Source organism: Leptospira abararensis (assembly GCF_016918735.1).
In the GTDB taxonomy this organism is placed as follows: domain Bacteria; phylum Spirochaetota; class Leptospiria; order Leptospirales; family Leptospiraceae; genus Leptospira_A; species Leptospira_A abararensis.
Window position 1 is genome coordinate 92,848 of record NZ_JAFFPR010000022.1, and the last position, 16,851, is coordinate 109,698.

16 protein-coding genes and 1 tRNA gene are annotated in these 16,851 nt (G+C 40.2%); 4 read left to right on the forward strand and 13 right to left on the reverse strand.

Annotation, left to right across the window (positions count from 1 at the left end):
* Positions 1-28: 28 nt before the first annotated feature.
* The 3 genes from JWG40_RS06850 to JWG40_RS06860 form a co-directional block, all read right to left on the reverse strand.
* Positions 29-622 carry a peroxiredoxin gene (locus JWG40_RS06850; RefSeq protein WP_002973954.1) on the reverse strand — a complete coding sequence of 198 codons (594 nt, stop codon included), beginning with the start codon at positions 620-622 and terminating at the stop codon, positions 29-31.
* A 35-nt stretch (positions 623-657) separates the two neighbouring features.
* Positions 658-2,166 (reverse strand): ATP-binding cassette domain-containing protein, encoded by a 1,509-nt coding sequence (locus tag JWG40_RS06855; protein ID WP_205285099.1) that lies wholly within the window; start codon positions 2,164-2,166, stop codon positions 658-660.
* A gap of 182 nt (positions 2,167-2,348) precedes the next feature.
* Positions 2,349-4,964 carry a hypothetical protein gene (locus JWG40_RS06860; protein ID WP_205285100.1) on the reverse strand — a complete coding sequence of 872 codons (2,616 nt, stop codon included), beginning with the start codon at positions 4,962-4,964 and terminating at the stop codon, positions 2,349-2,351.
* 162 nt (positions 4,965-5,126) lie between these two features.
* Between JWG40_RS06860 and JWG40_RS06865 the strand changes: the two genes are divergently transcribed.
* Both JWG40_RS06865 and JWG40_RS06870 read left to right on the forward strand, forming a co-directional pair.
* Positions 5,127-5,531: a PaaI family thioesterase gene (locus tag JWG40_RS06865; protein WP_002973585.1), complete on the forward strand. Its 405-nt coding sequence runs from the start codon at positions 5,127-5,129 to the stop codon at positions 5,529-5,531.
* Positions 5,532-5,536: 5 nt separating this feature from the next.
* Positions 5,537-5,623 (forward strand) — tRNA-Leu (locus JWG40_RS06870).
* An 8-nt stretch (positions 5,624-5,631) separates the two neighbouring features.
* Here JWG40_RS06870 and JWG40_RS06875 read toward each other — a convergent pair.
* From JWG40_RS06875 to JWG40_RS06905, 7 genes are read right to left on the reverse strand one after another with little or no spacing between them, the layout of a single operon-like run.
* Positions 5,632-6,405 (reverse strand): hypothetical protein, encoded by a 774-nt coding sequence (locus JWG40_RS06875; protein ID WP_205285101.1) that lies wholly within the window; start codon positions 6,403-6,405, stop codon positions 5,632-5,634.
* A gap of 19 nt (positions 6,406-6,424) precedes the next feature.
* On the reverse strand, positions 6,425-7,765 hold the full coding sequence (locus tag JWG40_RS06880) for an N-acetylmuramoyl-L-alanine amidase CwlD (RefSeq protein WP_205285102.1): 1,341 nt from the start codon (positions 7,763-7,765) through the stop codon (positions 6,425-6,427).
* A 53-nt stretch (positions 7,766-7,818) separates the two neighbouring features.
* Complete coding sequence (locus JWG40_RS06885; protein WP_205285103.1) at positions 7,819-8,565, reverse strand: hypothetical protein; 747 nt, start codon at positions 8,563-8,565, stop codon at positions 7,819-7,821.
* Between the two features lie 58 nt (positions 8,566-8,623).
* Entirely contained in the window at positions 8,624-9,283 is a 660-nt protein-coding gene (locus tag JWG40_RS06890; protein WP_205285104.1) for an O-methyltransferase, read from the reverse strand.
* Positions 9,280-10,119: an MBL fold metallo-hydrolase gene (locus JWG40_RS06895; protein ID WP_205285105.1), complete on the reverse strand. Its 840-nt coding sequence runs from the start codon at positions 10,117-10,119 to the stop codon at positions 9,280-9,282. Before JWG40_RS06895 ends, JWG40_RS06890 begins: the two co-directional genes overlap by 4 nt.
* Complete coding sequence (locus tag JWG40_RS06900) at positions 10,119-11,522, reverse strand: M16 family metallopeptidase (protein WP_205285106.1); 1,404 nt, start codon at positions 11,520-11,522, stop codon at positions 10,119-10,121. The genes JWG40_RS06895 and JWG40_RS06900 overlap by 1 nt, the downstream gene beginning before the upstream one ends.
* Complete coding sequence (locus JWG40_RS06905) at positions 11,519-13,069, reverse strand: M16 family metallopeptidase (RefSeq protein ID WP_205285107.1); 1,551 nt, start codon at positions 13,067-13,069, stop codon at positions 11,519-11,521. Before JWG40_RS06905 ends, JWG40_RS06900 begins: the two co-directional genes overlap by 4 nt.
* Before the next feature lie 21 nt (positions 13,070-13,090).
* Between JWG40_RS06905 and JWG40_RS06910 the strand changes: the two genes are divergently transcribed.
* Both JWG40_RS06910 and JWG40_RS06915 read left to right on the forward strand, forming a co-directional pair.
* Positions 13,091-13,777, forward strand: a complete 687-nt coding sequence (locus JWG40_RS06910; protein ID WP_205285108.1) for a hypothetical protein — start codon at positions 13,091-13,093, stop codon at positions 13,775-13,777.
* The gene (locus JWG40_RS06915; protein ID WP_205285109.1) at positions 13,778-14,209 is read left to right on the forward strand and encodes a lipoprotein; all 432 of its coding nucleotides are present in this window, start codon (positions 13,778-13,780) and stop codon (positions 14,207-14,209) included. It abuts the gene before it with no gap.
* 8 nt (positions 14,210-14,217) lie between these two features.
* Here JWG40_RS06915 and mpl17 read toward each other — a convergent pair whose 3' ends face one another.
* The 3 genes from mpl17 to JWG40_RS06930 all read right to left on the reverse strand — a co-directional run bounded on the left by mpl17 (position 14,218) and on the right by JWG40_RS06930 (position 16,850).
* Positions 14,218-14,646: a cell surface protein MPL17 gene (gene mpl17 / locus JWG40_RS06920; RefSeq protein ID WP_205285110.1), complete on the reverse strand. Its 429-nt coding sequence runs from the start codon at positions 14,644-14,646 to the stop codon at positions 14,218-14,220.
* Positions 14,647-14,659: 13 nt separating this feature from the next.
* Positions 14,660-15,817: a DNA methyltransferase gene (locus JWG40_RS06925; RefSeq protein ID WP_205285111.1), complete on the reverse strand. Its 1,158-nt coding sequence runs from the start codon at positions 15,815-15,817 to the stop codon at positions 14,660-14,662.
* A gap of 76 nt (positions 15,818-15,893) precedes the next feature.
* A complete protein-coding gene (locus JWG40_RS06930; protein WP_205285112.1) occupies positions 15,894-16,850 on the reverse strand; it encodes a pseudouridine synthase in 957 nt (318 codons plus the stop codon).
* Position 16,851 lies beyond the last annotated feature (1 nt).

Genomic DNA, 16,851 nt, shown 5'->3' on the forward strand with positions numbered 1-16,851 from the left:
TCCAATCTCTATCTTAGAGAATCTCTAATTAATTTACAGAAGCAAAGTAAGCTTTGGATCCAGTAGGATCTGCTTTCATCGTTTTCTTTCCTTCGTCCCAATTCGCAGGACATACTTCACCGTGTTTTTCCACAAATTGGAAAGCTTTGATGAGGCGTACTGCTTCTTCAATGTTACGTCCTACAGGAAGATCGTTAACAGTTGCTTGGCGAATGATACCAGCAGGGTCAATGATGAAAGTTCCACGAAGGGCAACTCCAGCATCAGGACCTGACTCAATCAGAACTCCAAAAGACTTTGCGATCTCTTTTGTTTTGTCAGCTATGAGTGGGTATTTGATCTCTCCAATACCACCTTCTTTTCGGGCAGTTTTTTTCCAAGCTAAGTGCGAAAATTCGCTATCAACGGAAACACCCAAAACTTCTGCTCCGATCTTTTTAAAATCTTCGAGTTTCGCATCGTATTCAATAATTTCTGTCGGACAAACAAATGTAAAATCGAGAGGATAGAAAAATAGAACCACCCATTTTCCTTTGTAATCAGACAATTTGATTTCTTTGAAACTGTCCCCGATCACAGCGGTTGCTTTAAAATCAGGGGCATGTGATGTCACTTGTGGCATAGAGTCACTCCTTAGAATTATTCTAAGTACAATCCTTAGATTCTGTCTAGATGTTTTTGGGTCACGGACAGGTTTTCCAAAGACCACTCTTCTTCAGTGATGGATTCCAGAAATCGCCTATCGTGGCTTACTACTACCAAAGCAGATCCAAGACAGGTTAAAGAGCTCTCGAGTGCCTCTAAAGATTTTATATCCAAATGGTTCGTTGGTTCGTCTAAGAGAAGAATTTCTGGACTGGATTCCAGATGGAGAGATAAAAATATTTTTTTGATTTCTCCAGGACTAAAAACGGCTGATTCAAAAACACGTTTCGGATCACTCCCGAGTCTATACACTCCAGAAAGAACCTTGGCTTTCTCATCAGCCTGTAGGTTTTCAAATTCCCGTAACAAATGTTGGACTTCTTCTTTGGAAAACTCTTGCGGCAAATACAAATAGGGAATTTGTTTTTCTTCAAATTGTTTTACTAAAAACTTAAGGAGTGTGGATTTACCGGTACCGTTGTTTCCTGTGATCGCAATTTTTGACTCGGGAAGGATTTGTAAATGTGCATCCAATTGTAATTTCATAAAACCAAAATCGATACTCTCCTCAACACATAAGAATAAATGTTTTCTTCTAGAGGTTTCTGTTTTCCAAACAATTCCTAAATTTTCTTTTTCAGGAAGTTTGGCAAAGATATCCTTTTCTTTTTGCTGCGAGTGTTCAGCTCTTTTATCTAACTGATTTTTGATTCGTCCTGCTTGGCCATCTTTTCCACTCACTCGTGCTAAGTTCTTTCGAGAACGACCATCATGGTCACGAAGATCCAAACCCTTTTTTGATCTAAGTTTATGTGAAAGACTTGCTTCTTCCCTTCTTCGTTTCAGTTCTGCTTCTAGTTTTTTTCTATCCTGGCGTGCGACTTCCCAATTGCGGATCCTTTCCTCGGCTTCCCTTTCCATTTCCCTTTTGCCTTGGGAATAATTTCCTGGCCTTTCCACAGAAAAGTTTTTTTCAAGAAATACACAATGGGTGGCCAACTCATCTAACAAAGATCTGTCGTGACTGATTAAAATTCCAATGCCTTGATAATAGGAAAGCGTATTTCGAATGATCTGAATGCTTTCGAAATCTAAATGGTTTGTGGGTTCATCCAAAATCAATGCCGATGGAGATTTTGCAAGAGCCATCGCCAAAATCATTCTACGTTTCTCCCCAAAACTTAGCAAATCATAGTCTTCCGGAGATTTGATTCGAATCTTCAAAAGATTTTTAAACCGACCTGATTCTTTGGAATCATCGTATAAAAAATCCTCCAGACTTTCCCGAGGAATGGATGTATCTTGAGAAACGTAAGTGACAAATTCATTGCCTTGGATGATTCCGCTATAGGGGAAAAGTGCCCCCGCGATGAGTTTTGCCAAAGTGGATTTTCCACTTCCATTTTTTCCGACAATTCCTGTCCAACCTGGACCAAAATGGAGGTTGAGATCTTGGAATAAAAATTCGGATTGGGATTCGTAAAGAAAGTTTAAGTTATGAATGGTAATATGTTCGTACATGCGACAAGCTCCTGTGGTTTCCAAATGGGAAATAGGCAAACAAGTCTTGTCCTAAAGAATTAGGAGGAAGATGGATTTAGTATTTTTGTTTTTGTTTGCCTAGTTTTGGCTTCGCAATCTCATCGGTTTATACCTCTCTTATGAATGTTAGACTGTAAAAGTTAAAAAATATTGTCAAGAGATTAGTTCCCCTTGGCCATAAGGAATTTTTCCATAAACTCGGTGATGTCCCTGATGTTTCGGTTGATCATCTTACGAAGTTCTGGCGGGATATTTTGTGATTTGATCACTCGGTAATAGTTCAAAGCATTTTTTAACATCTTACGACGTGCAAACTCTTGGGCCTTCATAAGCATAGGTTTGTATTTATAATAAGAATATTCCATAATCGAATAGTTCTTCGACAAACGAAACGCATGCGGAATTTTTCCAAAGTCATAAGTGAGCGTTAAAAAGGGAGCGTCGTCTGCTTCGGGGGGTTTGAGTTCCAAAACCCCATGGATGATTTTTTCCGGTTCGTCTTCCGTGGCTTTTTCAGCCATCTCATCCAATGGAATGGGAGATTCTTCCTCAGCGATCTCTCCTAGATTTCCATCGACAATCTCAATCTCGGGGGCTTCTGCATCCTCGAGGGCTGGCCCTTCTCCCGAACCAGTCCCACCCGCCTCTTCTTTGAGTTTACGATCCCGAAAGACTTCATCTGCATCGGGAAGGCCAATCCGCAGGTCTTCACTGGTTAACGGCCGATTGGTGAGCTCTACTTGGATCGGTAGATCTGTCTCGATGATGGTTTCTGATTTCTGTTGGCTTGGATCCTTTGCCGCAGGCAAGTCTGCCTTTGGTGAAATTAACTTTTCTGTTTGCGGATCGATAGGATCTGGGAGTTCTAGTTCTTTGCGAAGAGCATCCGTTGTGGAATCAAACCAATTCGGTTCTTCGCCCGTCCGACCTTGTTCTTGTGGGTGGAGAGGAGGTTCCTTTTCGTCCCTACGCAGATCATTCGGATCTGGGAGATTAATAGGTTCAAGGCCCCAATCCTCAGGTAGTTTTAAGTTTGGTTGGTCGGGGAAATATGGTTTTAGTAAATCATTGAGAGAGGCTTCCTCCCCTTTGGCTTCAAGTTCCCTAGCTTTCTTTTCAATCTTCTTTAAAGCTTGGTTTTTTAAAAAGTCTTCCCGCTCTTGGAACCGATCTTTTTTTCTTCTATCCTCTCCTGACCTTCGGTCTTTTCTTCCTGCTAGGTTGGTTCTCCGATCGGCATTTTTTCTACGTTCCTCACCAGACCTTCGGTCTACGAGAGGAAGGTCTTTGAACTGTTTCCAATCATTGGAAAAAAAAGTGTCTTCTGGAAGATCAAGTTCAGATACATCCTTTTTGGCGATCTGATCAGCAAGCGTCTGTAAGTCGATAGGTTGGCGTGGACCACCAGGTGCGTTAGGACTTCCCAAACTAGCTGGCATACCCGGTCCACCAGGCATTTCTGGGGGAACATAAAAAGGACCAACAATTCCCGATCCCGGTGGTGCCATAGGAGCACCTGGAAATCCAGAAGCCAATCCCCCTGTCGTCAAACCTTGGTTTAGTGATTGTAAGAGTTGGTCTTGGTTTTGTGTGACCTTGGGATCAAATCCTGGTGTTTGCGGTGATGATTGTAAAAACTGGTATACGATTGGGTGGACCAATTGGTTTCCACCGGAAACGTTTTGGTTGATCTGAGGGCCAGAGATGGGGCTTGGGCCTTGCGCAGGTGAAGGTTGGATTGGTTTTCCTGCGGGTGTTGCCGTCTCAACAGCGTTTGGTGGAAGCGGTGGAGGTGGTAACGAAGAACCCTGCTGCGGTATAGATCCTGCACCTTGGGGAAAGGGTTGGGGTGATTGCGGAAAGTTAGGTGGCGGTGAACTTTGTGCAAATTGAATGGCACGCGCAATGGATTCTGCAAATAGCTCAGATACTTCTTTTAAGGCACCTACGAGGTCGGTGAGATCTTTTTCGGGTTTTGTCCCAACACCAGGTTTTGGATCTTTTTTCTTGGGTTTCTCTTTTCCTAACGGATCTTGTTTGGATTTGTCGTCTTTTCCTGGTTCGCCTGGTTTTCCAGAAGGAGGATTGTCTTCTAAAAACTCTTCTAAGTCCTGGATGTTTTTCTTTATTTTTTCTTTGATCTCTTGGTCAGGAATTCGGTTCCCCGTCCTTTCAAAGATCTCAATGGCTTCTTCTACTTGTTCGGCTTCAACAAGGGCCTCTGCATTGAGGAGGGGCCTTCTATGAAAGGAATACTTCGAATTTTTGGAAATGATATCGTCTGCAGAAAAACTAATATCAGGAGTTTCGCGCCTTGGTCGGTCTCCAGAAGAAGACTCCGAGCCTTCTTCACCGAAATCACCTAACGGAAGATCGCTGAGAGACTTAGGTTGTTTTTGTTTCTCCCGTCTACCACCTCTACCGGACTTTGGTTCTTTTCCAGAATTCTCACCACTAGTTTCTCCCGAGTCCTCTTCATCCTCATCAAAATCAGAAAGTCTTTCCGACAGAGGTTTTGGTTTGGATTTTGGTTCTTTAGGATCTGTTTGGAAATTCAATTCCTGGCCACGACCACCGGAAGAAGACTTTTCTTTCTTTTGTGATTTAGATCGCGGCTGCGGCTGTTCAACCTCTTCGGATTGTCTTTGTTTTTGTCTCCGCTTTTGGCGCGGACTTAAGTCAGCTGAGGACCTAGCTCCCCCCTCGCTCCCAGCGATCTCATTAAGGTCGGCACCAGCGCCGGAAAGACCGAGTAACATCATGAGGGTGGTTAACATATAAGGGTTCTACTCTTTATTTTCGAGGTTTACTATACAGTAACTTAAGGTCGAATCAAAGAATATTCGATTTCCTAGCATTTTACGGGGGTTTTGGGGCCAAAATGACCGCAAGTTCTTTTTCTGCTTGACACAAGAGAAATTCTTGCGTTCCATGGTGGCATGAAATCCGTTGCGAAAAAAAATCTCAGCTTTGCCTCCTCACCGGACAATGCAGACGGGTTGCAGTTGAAAATCACATTTGACGAAGACACAAAAACTGCCTTTGGTGATTATACCTGCCCCGAAAAATACCAGGGTTTACCGGATCAAATCCACCCAGGAATTATATCCACCATCCTAGATGAAATCATGGTTAAGATCAATGAAGCGATGAATTTTGAAACCACTACAGGTGAATTAACCATTCGTTTCCTTCAACCTGCGAAAGTGAATGAACCATTACACTTACGTGGTTGGTTTGTGAAAAAGAACAAAAAAATCATAGAAAACCGTGCTGAAATAGAAAATGAGATCGGCAAAATAGTGGCCCGCGGAAAAGGTAAATATATCGAAGCTGAAGACTGATTTATGCCGGTGTGGTGGAATTGGTAGACGCAGTGGATTCAAAATCCACCGATGGTAACATCATGCCGGTTCGATTCCGGCCATCGGTACCAACAGTAATTTAGTTCGAAGCTCGTGCGCAAGCCTTTTGATAAAAATCCTCTTCGATGGTATCAATGGCTTGTAAGACAAGGTTTATCTCTTCTTCTTTCATCTCATCAAAGATTCCTCTCCCCACTTTTAGAATTGTAACTCCCAAACGAATTCCCTTTTTATCAACTTCTGTATAAACTGTACCCTTCGATTCCATCTTAACGAGTATATCTTCCATAATCAAAATGATTTTACGAACCAGTTCTGCATCGGAAAACACTTTGAATAAAGCACCAATGTCTTTTCGAAAAGCATCGGCTTTCTTTTTTTCGACTTTAGCAATGAGTGAATCCATTGCAAATTCTGATTCCAACAGACTAACTTTATTTTCTCTTCTATCAAGTTCCATCACCAGCTCTTCTTCAAACTGATGGGCGGTCACATAGGAATGGAGCGCTGCAAGGCCCGCTTTTAAGGCCATGGGAAAATGTTTTCCAAAACGAAAGATAGACATGGTCAAGTTTCCAAGGATTCCCCAAATTTTTGTAGGATGGTTTACAAATCCAGATAACGCATCAAAGGCGGAGTCCAATTCCTTTCGTTGGGAATATTCAGGATAGAGATACTCTAAAAAAAAATGCAACAACTGGTTTATTTTAGAGCGAGGGATAGAAATAAACTCAGGATATAACATCAAATTCTCTTCAGAATATCTTTTGATAAGAGATTTTTGATACATTCGGATCAACTCTTGAAAAAGTGGATGGTCGAGTACTTTTGAAGATTCTTTTTTTGGTTTCATAGCTACTATTCTCTGGAATCTACATTACATCATCAAAATAGGTTTCATACCTTTCCCAATTGACTTTTTTTCCTTTGGGATTGTAGGGAAGGTTATTATTTTTTTTCACATCCATCCCAACAAACAAAGAGTAAATGCCCACTGCGAGTGAGATGGCGGTTTCTTTTTTATTTTGTGTAAGGTATTTCATATCGCGACTACGGTTGACATAACCAATTTCGATAAAAGCACAAAGGGCATTGGTATAAGTCGGAAGGCTGTATGTAGAGATATAAGGTTTTTGGATGGGACCAAGCTCTGGATAAGGAGAGTTTTTTTCTTTTAATTGGATGGGGAGTCCATATTGGACAAAACGCATCAGTTCCTTAGTTACATAATGGTTGTCACCACCGAATCCTTCTTTTCCCCCTTCCCTTCTCCATTCCTCTTTTTTTCCTTTTTCCCTTTCCCAAAACTTTCCTGTTTCCGAAAAGTCTTCGTGGGTTGTGGCATAGGGGCCAGGTTTTCCGATTTGTTTTTCCCAATTGGGATCATCGGCATAACGCCAACTAATCATGTTTTGGCGGTACCCTTCAAACTTGGAAACATCAGCATCTTTCCCATTTTTCTTAGTCCAATACCCATGTAGGTAAATCCAAGTGTCTGCCATAGCATTTTCCAACTTGGACCATCCTGATTGAAAAATCAGCCAATCCGACCAAGGGCCGCTAAGAAATGAGTTCTGTGACTTTTTCTTTTCTGATATTTTTTTGATTTGGGAAAATGTTTTATAACCTGGGGTGAGGACTGCCCCCATTCCCCCTGTTTGACCTTTGCTGGCCGGATTCAAATGCAGTGACAAAACCAGATGAGGTTTTTGTTCATTGATTTTAGACAAACGTCCTTTTCGACGAACACCTGTTTTTGGATCAGGAAAATCATACAGCCGGTAGGCGGCATTAGGATCATCAGAAGTCGGATCATCATCAAAAGATGATTCACGAGTGAGTTTACTTTCCAAAGTCACACGAGGGAAATCTGTTTTTTTAGAAAACAGTTTGAGATATCCTTCGAATTCCTTCCAACCCGCCTCTGTTTCTGTTAATTTTAAAATCCGGTGCACTTCTTTTGCTAAGTCAAGGACTACTTTTCTTTCAGTGATGTTTCCGTGTTCTGTGCCTTGTTTGTAAGTTTCCAAGTAAGTTTGTGTGACACTATCGTATTTGTCTCCGTGTTGTGCCTTGGGATCTTTGGCAACTCCCCCGTGGCCTGGATCCACAACAATCCGAAAGACCGGTACCGCTTCCAAGGAAATGGAGAAGAAACCAAACACGAGTAATAAGAAAGATATACGGACAAAGAAAAAAGGTAAAAAATGCACGATGGGTCATTCTCCGCACCCAGGGGGGCGGAGAAAAGAAAAAGTTTAGAGTTCTATTTTGTCGGCTGGCTAAAGATTTGGTTTCTGTTGTCGCTTAAGTCTTTGCTGTATTTATCAGCGATTGCTTTTTTGTCGGCTTCTGCCTCTTTGAAATCTGATAAAATTCTGATTCCATAATCTTTGGCAATTCGGTAATGTACGATGGCATCGTAGAACCTGTCATCCCGAGACATATCTGTTGCCAAACCCATTTGTCCATAAGCAATGCGAAGTTTTTGTTGGCCTTCCGCAATCTCACGGTAAGGAACCACTACTTTCGATCCTTCTTGTGAAGATTCAACCAGTTGGGATTGTTCTTGGCCTGTAATTAAATCAGCACATTCAGCAAGTAAGTTCTGTGTTTTGGTATCGTAGTTTTTAGAAAACTTACCAAGAAGTGTAGAAATATCTTTTTCCAAAGTTACCATCGCTTTTCCTGAAGCAATGTAAGCACGGCGGTAGTAATAACGTAAGACCACTTGGTAATCTTTTTTAATTTTGTCTAGGGCAGTTTTGGAATCGGGAACTTCATCACCAAAGTTAGCCGTAACAATCGTTAATAGTTTGATTGCGTTGATAACACGGTCTTTGCTATTTTCAGAAATATTTTTATATTGTTTGCGTTCTAAGTTGTTCCCTTGGTCTAGTTTGTCGAGTTCCTCAAAGGACTCTTTCCCTTTTTCAGGAGCCCCAGACTCTTGTGCAGACAGAGACAAACAAAAGAAACAAAACGAAAGGATGATGAAACTATTTTTTAACACGAAACTTGCTCTCCTTAAACCAAGGAGCAGAATAGCCGAGATTACAGGGGTTTGACTACTATTTTTTATCCTTTTGAAAAAAGAGTAATCCATCGCCGACTGGATACAAAGTATAACGATAAACTTGGGATTTTACCTCATCCCAAAGAGAGATGACGGCCAAATCCGATGGTTTTTTTGGATCGGGATGGAGGACTCTGCCGTGCCACAACATATTATCGAATAAAAAACTGGATCCAGGTTTAGCATCTTTCCATAAGATACGAAAAATATCAGGATAGGTAATTTTATCACAATCTACAAAAAAGAGATCCGAATTTATCCATTCCTCTCGGTTCTCATTTAAGTAGTCCAAAACGGAAGCAGTGACCCGCTTAACATGGATTTGGTCCCAGGTCCCCATTTTTTTGGCATAATCATCCAAAAGTGCTGCTTGTGCTTCATGGCGGTCCACGGTCACAAACCGGGTATGAGGAGAGCCTGTGGCCATCCAGAGAGTCGAATACCCAAGTCCCGTCCCTAATTCCAAAACCTGATTCGGTTTCAATAGAGAAAGCAAATGAGACAACACGGCTCCCGTGGCAGCAGTCACAATAGGAATATTCTTTTCTTTGGCATAAGTTTCCATTTCCGAAAATATGGGATTTGGTTTGTACACCAAATTAAAATCTATATAAGATTCTAATTCTGGAATATAAATACTTGGCCTTGGTTTCATTTTTTGGGAGGTAAAAAAAGAGAAAGTCGGTCTTTAAGAATTGGGGGAACTTTTTTTCGGACCAGATCATTTAACTCGCGATAACTATAACGTTTCGAAGGATGGATGAGAACAATGGCTTCGTTTTCAAATGCGGATGCATGTGCAATGATTTCATCAAAATGGGTATGACCCCATTCCCGAGCGCGGCTCACATCTCTTTTATCGCAGAAGTATGTACATTCCATAAAAAGAATTTTACTTTTACGAACATCTTCGTTTTCTAATACATATTCAATTTTTGTATCTCCAGAAAAGGAAACAAAGGGAACTGAAATTTCTTCTGTAGGATCTTCGCCTAAATCTTTTTTATTTCGAATTTCTTCGGAACTGAGGCTCGTCCATTCCTTCTTCAACTTCCGTTTGGTTTCATAGACCGTATAACCTTGCGAAGGAACTCTATGAAAACTTTCCAAAGGCCTAAAAAAATAACCCGGCTTTAAATCCACCCTGTCCCCAAACTCGAGACCAACAAGTTCGCAATCATAATCAAAATCTTCAATTTCGGAATACAGTTTTAAAATTTGTGACATCTTGGGTTCTAAAGATTTGGGAAGGTAAATTTTCGGAACCGGAAGTTTACGAAGACTTCTTTGAGACACATAGTAAGGGATTCCACAAGAATGATCCAGATGGGCGTGCGATAATAGAATTTTTCCGATATGGATTTTATCAGGATTGATAAACCCAAAATCAAACATAAAGTCAAGAGAAGGACAAATGATAGAAGTCCGAATTCCCCCTTCAGACAAACCTTCAAATTTGGTTCCTTTGTATTCGAAACTAGCAGTTAACATCAATCTTCCGGATTTATTACTTTTACTGATCCCCGAAAGGAAGATTCCAAAGTTTTGGGTCCCACAACGGTAACAATCAACTTGTCAGTTTGGAAGTAAAGTTTACCCACTTTTTTTAAATCTGAGAGAGTCAATCGATCAATTTCTTTCCTAAAGTTTTGTAAGTATCCTTCTGGCATTTTATGGTCACGCCTTCTCACTTCGCTTGCGAGAGTTCGTTTATCATCTTCAAATTGAAATACAAACTGATTGATGATAGCGTTTTTAGCACGAACCAGTTCTTCTTCTGTTAAAGAGTCAATGAGTTTTGGTTGGATGAGTTCTCGCATAAGAGAGAGAACTTCTTTTGCAGATTCCGTTTTTGTCATCGCAAAGAATTGAATGGTCCCATAGTTTTCTTGGAACTCGGTATTACTTCCAGCTGAATAGGCAAGACCTCGGTTGTTTCGAATCTCTCTCATATAATAAGAGTTAAAACCACCAGCCCCAATGATATAATTCAAAACTTGAATGGCATAAAAATCGGGATGGTTATGCTCGGGGAGGACACCAGTCATAGAAATAAATGTTTGGTTTACATCTTTGACCACCAAACGGATATCCTTTCCTTCTTTTTTTACGTTCTCAGACAAGATAGATGGAGTAATGAGTTCAAAGTCCTGTGTTTTTAATCCTTCTGCCAACTTCGGAAAGAATTTCTCCCAGGACTTCAGATCAAAATCACCAGTCACAAGGAACCTTCTTTTGGGTTCTTGTAAGATTTCTTTTTGGAATTGGACAAGATCAGCGAGTTTCAGGGATTCCAAAGAAGAAAGCTGCATAGAAGTTCCTGCAATGGTTCCACGAAACAAAGCTTCCTTTGCTTTTCTCGATCCAAGTGCCGTAGGGTTATCATTTCTACGTTTAATTTCTTCACCTAATTTTCCTTTGGTGGTTGCCATCAAAGACTCATCTAAATTCGGTTCCCTAAAGAAAGACTCCAAAACAGGAAGGACTTCCTTCTCTGTGGATTTCAGGTAAGCAATGCTAAATATTGTTTTTTCATAATCGATAGAAACGGAAAAAGACGCTCCATAGAACTCGAGTGTTTCTAAAAACTTCTCTTTCGGAAATGTGGCCGATCCGGACAGTTCCCAACTATCTTCTAATAATCTGGCAATTTCGACAGACCGATTCCTCAAATGTTTTTTTCCATGATAAACATAGATATCCGCATACACAATCGGGAACTCTGCATTTTTTAAAGAGAATACTTCCACACCTGATGGTTGTTCTACTGAAGTGATTTTCGGGACTTCAAACTCCAATGGTTTGAATTTTAAATCCCGAACAAACTCCCCCATCTCCCGAGCCGAGAGATTAGAAACAACAGCTAAAAAAATATATAAATAAATACGTTTCATTCTGATTTTTTCCTTACATCTTCCAATACACCCACTACGACTTTATCTTTAGAAAGATAAGTGGGAATCAGTGTTTGGATATCATTTGATGTGGTCTTCATAATGGAAGAATATTGGCGAAAAAGCCCGGTCCAATCCCCATATAACAACTGATAATAACTCAGAAGATCAGCAATGCTTCCATTTTCATCCAAGGTTTTAATAAAATCGGAAACCATTTGGTTTTTTACTTTATCTAACTCCTCTTTTGGAATTCCAGTTTCTTTAATTTTATTCAGTTCTTCCCAAATGATTTTTTCGATCACTTCTGGTTTGGCATCCTCTTTGGGTTTAATAAAGAATACAAAATAATTTTGGTATCGTTCTCCTGGATATCCGTTGGCGGCTCCCACACTCACTGCCAGTTTTTCTTCCAATACAAGACGTTTGTACAACCTTGAACCTGTACCTGAGGTCAGTATCGTTGACAATACATCAAAGGAAGAATTATCCTTATGGGGATAGGGTGGTTTTAGCCAACCCACCATCATCTGACTTCCCGAAGGGTGATAGACTTTGAATCTTTTTTCCCCAGGAAAAGATTTTTCTTCCACTTTATAAGTAGGTCTCGGTTTACCAGGTTTTAGATCAGAGAAATACTTACGAATGATTGATTCGGTTTCTTCAAAATCAATTTGTCCCACAATGGAGATCACCATTCGATCTGGTGTGTAGTGTTTTTGAAAAAATGCTTTGGTATCCTCTATTTTTAAAAAGGGAAGGCCTGTGGAATATCCAATTACCGGTTTTCTATACGGATGGCTTTCAAAAGCCAAAGAGAAAAATTTTTCCCGCAAAACACCTGCTCCACTATCGTCAGTGCGCATCCTACGTTCTTCAATCACAACATCTCTTTCTGTATAATATTCTCTTAAGATAGGATTTTTTAATCTGTCGGATTCAATCTTTGCCCAAACTTCGATTCGGTTATTGGGAAGTTGGATTTGGTAATTCGTGACATCTTGTGAAGTATAAGCATTGAACCCAACTTCTCCATTTTGTTCATAAATATAAGAATCTTCGTTTTTAACAATAAATGCGTCTTGGAGTTGGATGAGATTTTTTAACCTTCGATTTAAGGTTTCGACCTGTTTTTGTAAAGATGGTGGGATGGTTTCTCCCCGTGTGGTGAGGTCTCGAATTTTAAGTTTGAGATCATCTAGCTCTGTTCCCCAAACTTCGATTTGTTTTTGGTATTTTTCTTCTTTATCAAAATCAGTGGTTCCCACATTCTTTGTTCCCTTAAAGAGCATATGTTCCAAAAGGTGGGCCGTCCCGGCTTCTTCTGGCGTTTCATCTACGGCTCCCACAAGGAATTTGATGTACAAAGCCACGGTGGGCGATGTTCCCCGATTCATCAGCACAACAGTGAGGCCATTTTCTAAATGAATGGTTTTTATCTTTTCACGAAATTGAGATTCGGAGGTTCCAAAAAATTGGTCCTGGGAAAAAAGAGGTAAAAATTGTAGTAAGAAACAAAGGAAAAAGATTCGTAATTTCGACATCATCTACTAGTCTTGAAGGTGGAAATGGTTCGTAAACTTCTAATTTTAAGCCTCTTTTGTTCCTGCCGCCTCTTTACGATTGCAGACCCAAGTTACGTGGAACGCGCCCTGCAAAATGAAACTGATGTTGGTTTTATCTCTCGAGAATTTTTTCAAATCAAAGTGGAAATCCCTGTTACTTTCAAAGAAGTTTCGGGGGTAGCTCGCAGAAAAGACTGCAAACAGAGAGCCTTTATCGAAAGAGAGTCTTTAAGTTTACCTTACCTTCTCCAAGTCCAAAGACAAAAACATAAGTTCGGAGAGGGTATAGAAGAATATTCAAAATCTCTTGAAGGAAAAGACAGGCAAACTAGGCTCATAACCAACGCCCCACAAATTACAACAGCCACCACTAGTGCCACAGCGTCCACACCCGCATCACCCACCACTGCCCAACAAAGTCCCCAATCCACCCAAGGCCAAACCGCTACAAATTCATCGCAAACTCAGGGTATCGGACAGAGCCTAGACGAAGTTAGGGGGAATCCCCAAGCGAAAAAAGACAACCCTGTTGAAAACTTACACAACTTTGCTTGGTTCTTTGATGGTCTTACCCTATACAAAGAAGATTACTCAGATCGTACAAAATGTGCTTTCCTATTCCGCAACATCCAACCTAAATTAATGGAACGTGTGGAGAAAACTCCCATTTCAGAACCTAGGAAATTGTAAATGAACAAAACTTTAACAAGGATTATCCTTTCTTTCGCTATTGTTACCCTCGTTTGGAATTGTAAATCCAAAGAAACCAAAGAAGTTGTGCCACAGGCCAAAGATACAGAAAACGAAGTCATTCTCGAGTTTACAAAAGCAAAGGAAGGATTTATTTCTGAGACTTTGTTCCAAGTAGCAGTATCGAGTGTTTTGGATACAGAATCAGCACGAGCGGAAGAAGCAAAGACCATTGCTGAACAAAAGTCTCTCAACTTATTGAAAACATATACCATCCCCAATCTTTCTGATAAGGGAAGAAAAGAACTTCGTGAAATTTCTAAAGAAGGAAAAATTGTCGATAAAAACGTTTCTGTTGGAGGAAGGTATTTTTTCTTATACCAAATTCAAAAATCCAACCTGAAACGCCTTGTGACTAAAGACTTAGAATGATCTAAAACTTAAATAGAAAACGATTTGTTAACTTTAGCTGGTATACAAATGTTTTTCACAAAGTTACAATAAAACAACTTTGCATCTAATTGTAACTTCCCCTTACCTTCCACTTGGAAGGTTAAGGGTTTTAAGTATTCAAAATATTCTGGTTTTTTTGGGTGAACCGGCCCCTTTAGTTTTAAATCTGCATTCAAAACCTTAAGTCCCTCTGTACCAGATAGGAAAATTCTATGGGGTGCTTCCATTTGGAACCCAAAGTCTTTTGGTAAAAACAATTCTAAATCATACTTTCCCGGTGATTTTTGTTTAATAGAAATTTCAATGGGGTGCGAATCCAAAGGATCCGCTGACAACCCACTTACAAAACCACTGCCATTCACAAATCCCAAAGAAAACAAAAAAGAGAATAAGGCAAAAACTTGAATTTGTTTCATACAAAGATTAGACTTATAAAACTTTCCTTAAAACCACGCAACGATTAGAATTTGTGCCTTTTTCGTTATTGGAAACTTGCCAACAGTTCGAAAGTTTTGTGAAACTTTGCGTATGAACAAAGGTTTTATTCCAACTAAGCCCAGTCCCCTCTGCCATCCTCACCACATCTTCATCCAAATAGAGTATGGAATTTCCTTTTTTCACTTCGCCTACTTCCATAACCATGTAGGCACCTTTTTTTAGAACCCTTGCTGATTCTTTTAAAGTAGAACGAATAAACTCATTCCAATCGTTCAAATTACTAAAGATACTAAGTTTTCTATCTTTTGATTTTTGAATGTCTAAAAACCAATGTCGCAACCAATTGTCACCTTCATAGTCCACCTTATCAAGAAAAGGTGGAGAAGTTACAATCAAGTCCACAGATTCCGATTCTAAGTTGGGAACAGAATTAGCAGAATTCAGTGAATACAAATTGTTTTTTGAAAATTCATGATAAAACGGTGGAATGGGAAGTGCCAAATCACGTTTCATCTTTTGATAGATTCTTGGTTTGATTGGCCGATAGTCTGGAATTTGGCCACGTTTGATATTATTTTTTGCCTGAGCTTCTGGAGGTATCGAAACTTGCGGAAAAGTATACACAGAAAAAAATCCAGTGCTATGCCCATGTAACCTAGACAAGGCGATAAGAGCAATGAATTTCATTTCCACAGACGGATCTTCTGCCATACATTTCTTTAAGTTTTTAATTTCCTTTAGAGTTTTGGGATGAAAAAAAGGAAGGAGATTCACATCAAAAGGATCATCCTCCACTTCTGCATCTAAATCCAAGGAATTTAACTTCTTTTCTAAATCCTCAAGCCTTGGCACATACTGCCTCGCACTTGCAAGAAAAATAGATAAAGGATGGATGTCATTATGAACTGCCACATGCCCTTCAATATTGGCTTGAATGGCAGTAGTACCTCGACCACCAAACGGATCATATACGACCCTGTTTTTCTTTTTTAAAAATTCCTTCATAAAGAAAGAAGGAAGTTCCGGCTTAAATGATGCTCTATAACTTACGGTATGATGAATCGGATGTCCTTGGCGTTGTTTTGCAGTCCAAAACTCACCAAATACAATCTTATCGGAATCCTTTAATAGTCTGCCTGCTCCTGCCATCCTTTGCAAAAGCCTCCTCTCTCTTTATAGAAAGATCGGAGGAAAGGCGTTCTTTAAGTTGGATTTTTATTAAAACCTATGGGACATAGTCTTTATAATTCGGGAAGAAGGATTCTATCTCTGCAAGTGGATTTGCTTTGATGCGAACTTCTTCACCAACCCGATCGTCCAGATAACTAATGCTATGTGCATGTAAAAGTTGGCGTTCAAAGCCAAGTTCCGCAAGTAAGGAATTAGTAAGTCCCGTTTGCACAAAATCTAAAAACATTGTCTCTCTTGGGCCATACAATTTATCCCCAAGGATTGGAAATCCTAGATAAAGAAAACTCGCTCGAATTTGATGGATCCTTCCGGTAATGGGTCGCACAAGCACCAAACTAATATTTTGTGACTCATTGAAATTTAAGGGGATAAAACTTGTTGAGACTGACTTGGCATCTGCAAATTCGGATGATGAAAATTTCATTTTTTTACGAATCGCAGAATCCAAATCCTTTCCCATAAAACCCTCAAGGGTAACTTCCTTTTGAAAATAACCTCGAACCACAGCCAGGTATTCTTTCTTCACAACTCTTGATTCAAATTTCTTTTGGAGCCAGGTGCGGCCCTCTTCTGTTTTGGCAAAGATCACAATACCTGAAGTTTCCCGATCGAGCCTATGCACTGGAATCGCTATGGAGTAAGTTTTCTCCAAAAGATTGAGCAGTGTCCTTGTGCGGTATCTGCCGGCCGGATGCATTGGCAAGTTTCCCGGTTTGTCCACAAAGAGAAAGTCCTCTGTTTCCTTGAGGATGGTATAATTTGTATCAACTTCGGGTTCTTCGATCCGGCCTGGGATAGGTTCATAGGTTAAGGTATCTCCTTCCTTTAGAACCAAATGGGGAGTGGCTACGATGCCTTGGACTTTGACTCGACCTGCTTCCAGTAAGAAGATCCATTCTTCTGGTTCATGGTAAGGAAACTTAGTGGTTAGGAAAAAATAGACCGTCTTACCCGTATAGGGATAACGAATCAATGACTTGTAGACAGTCATT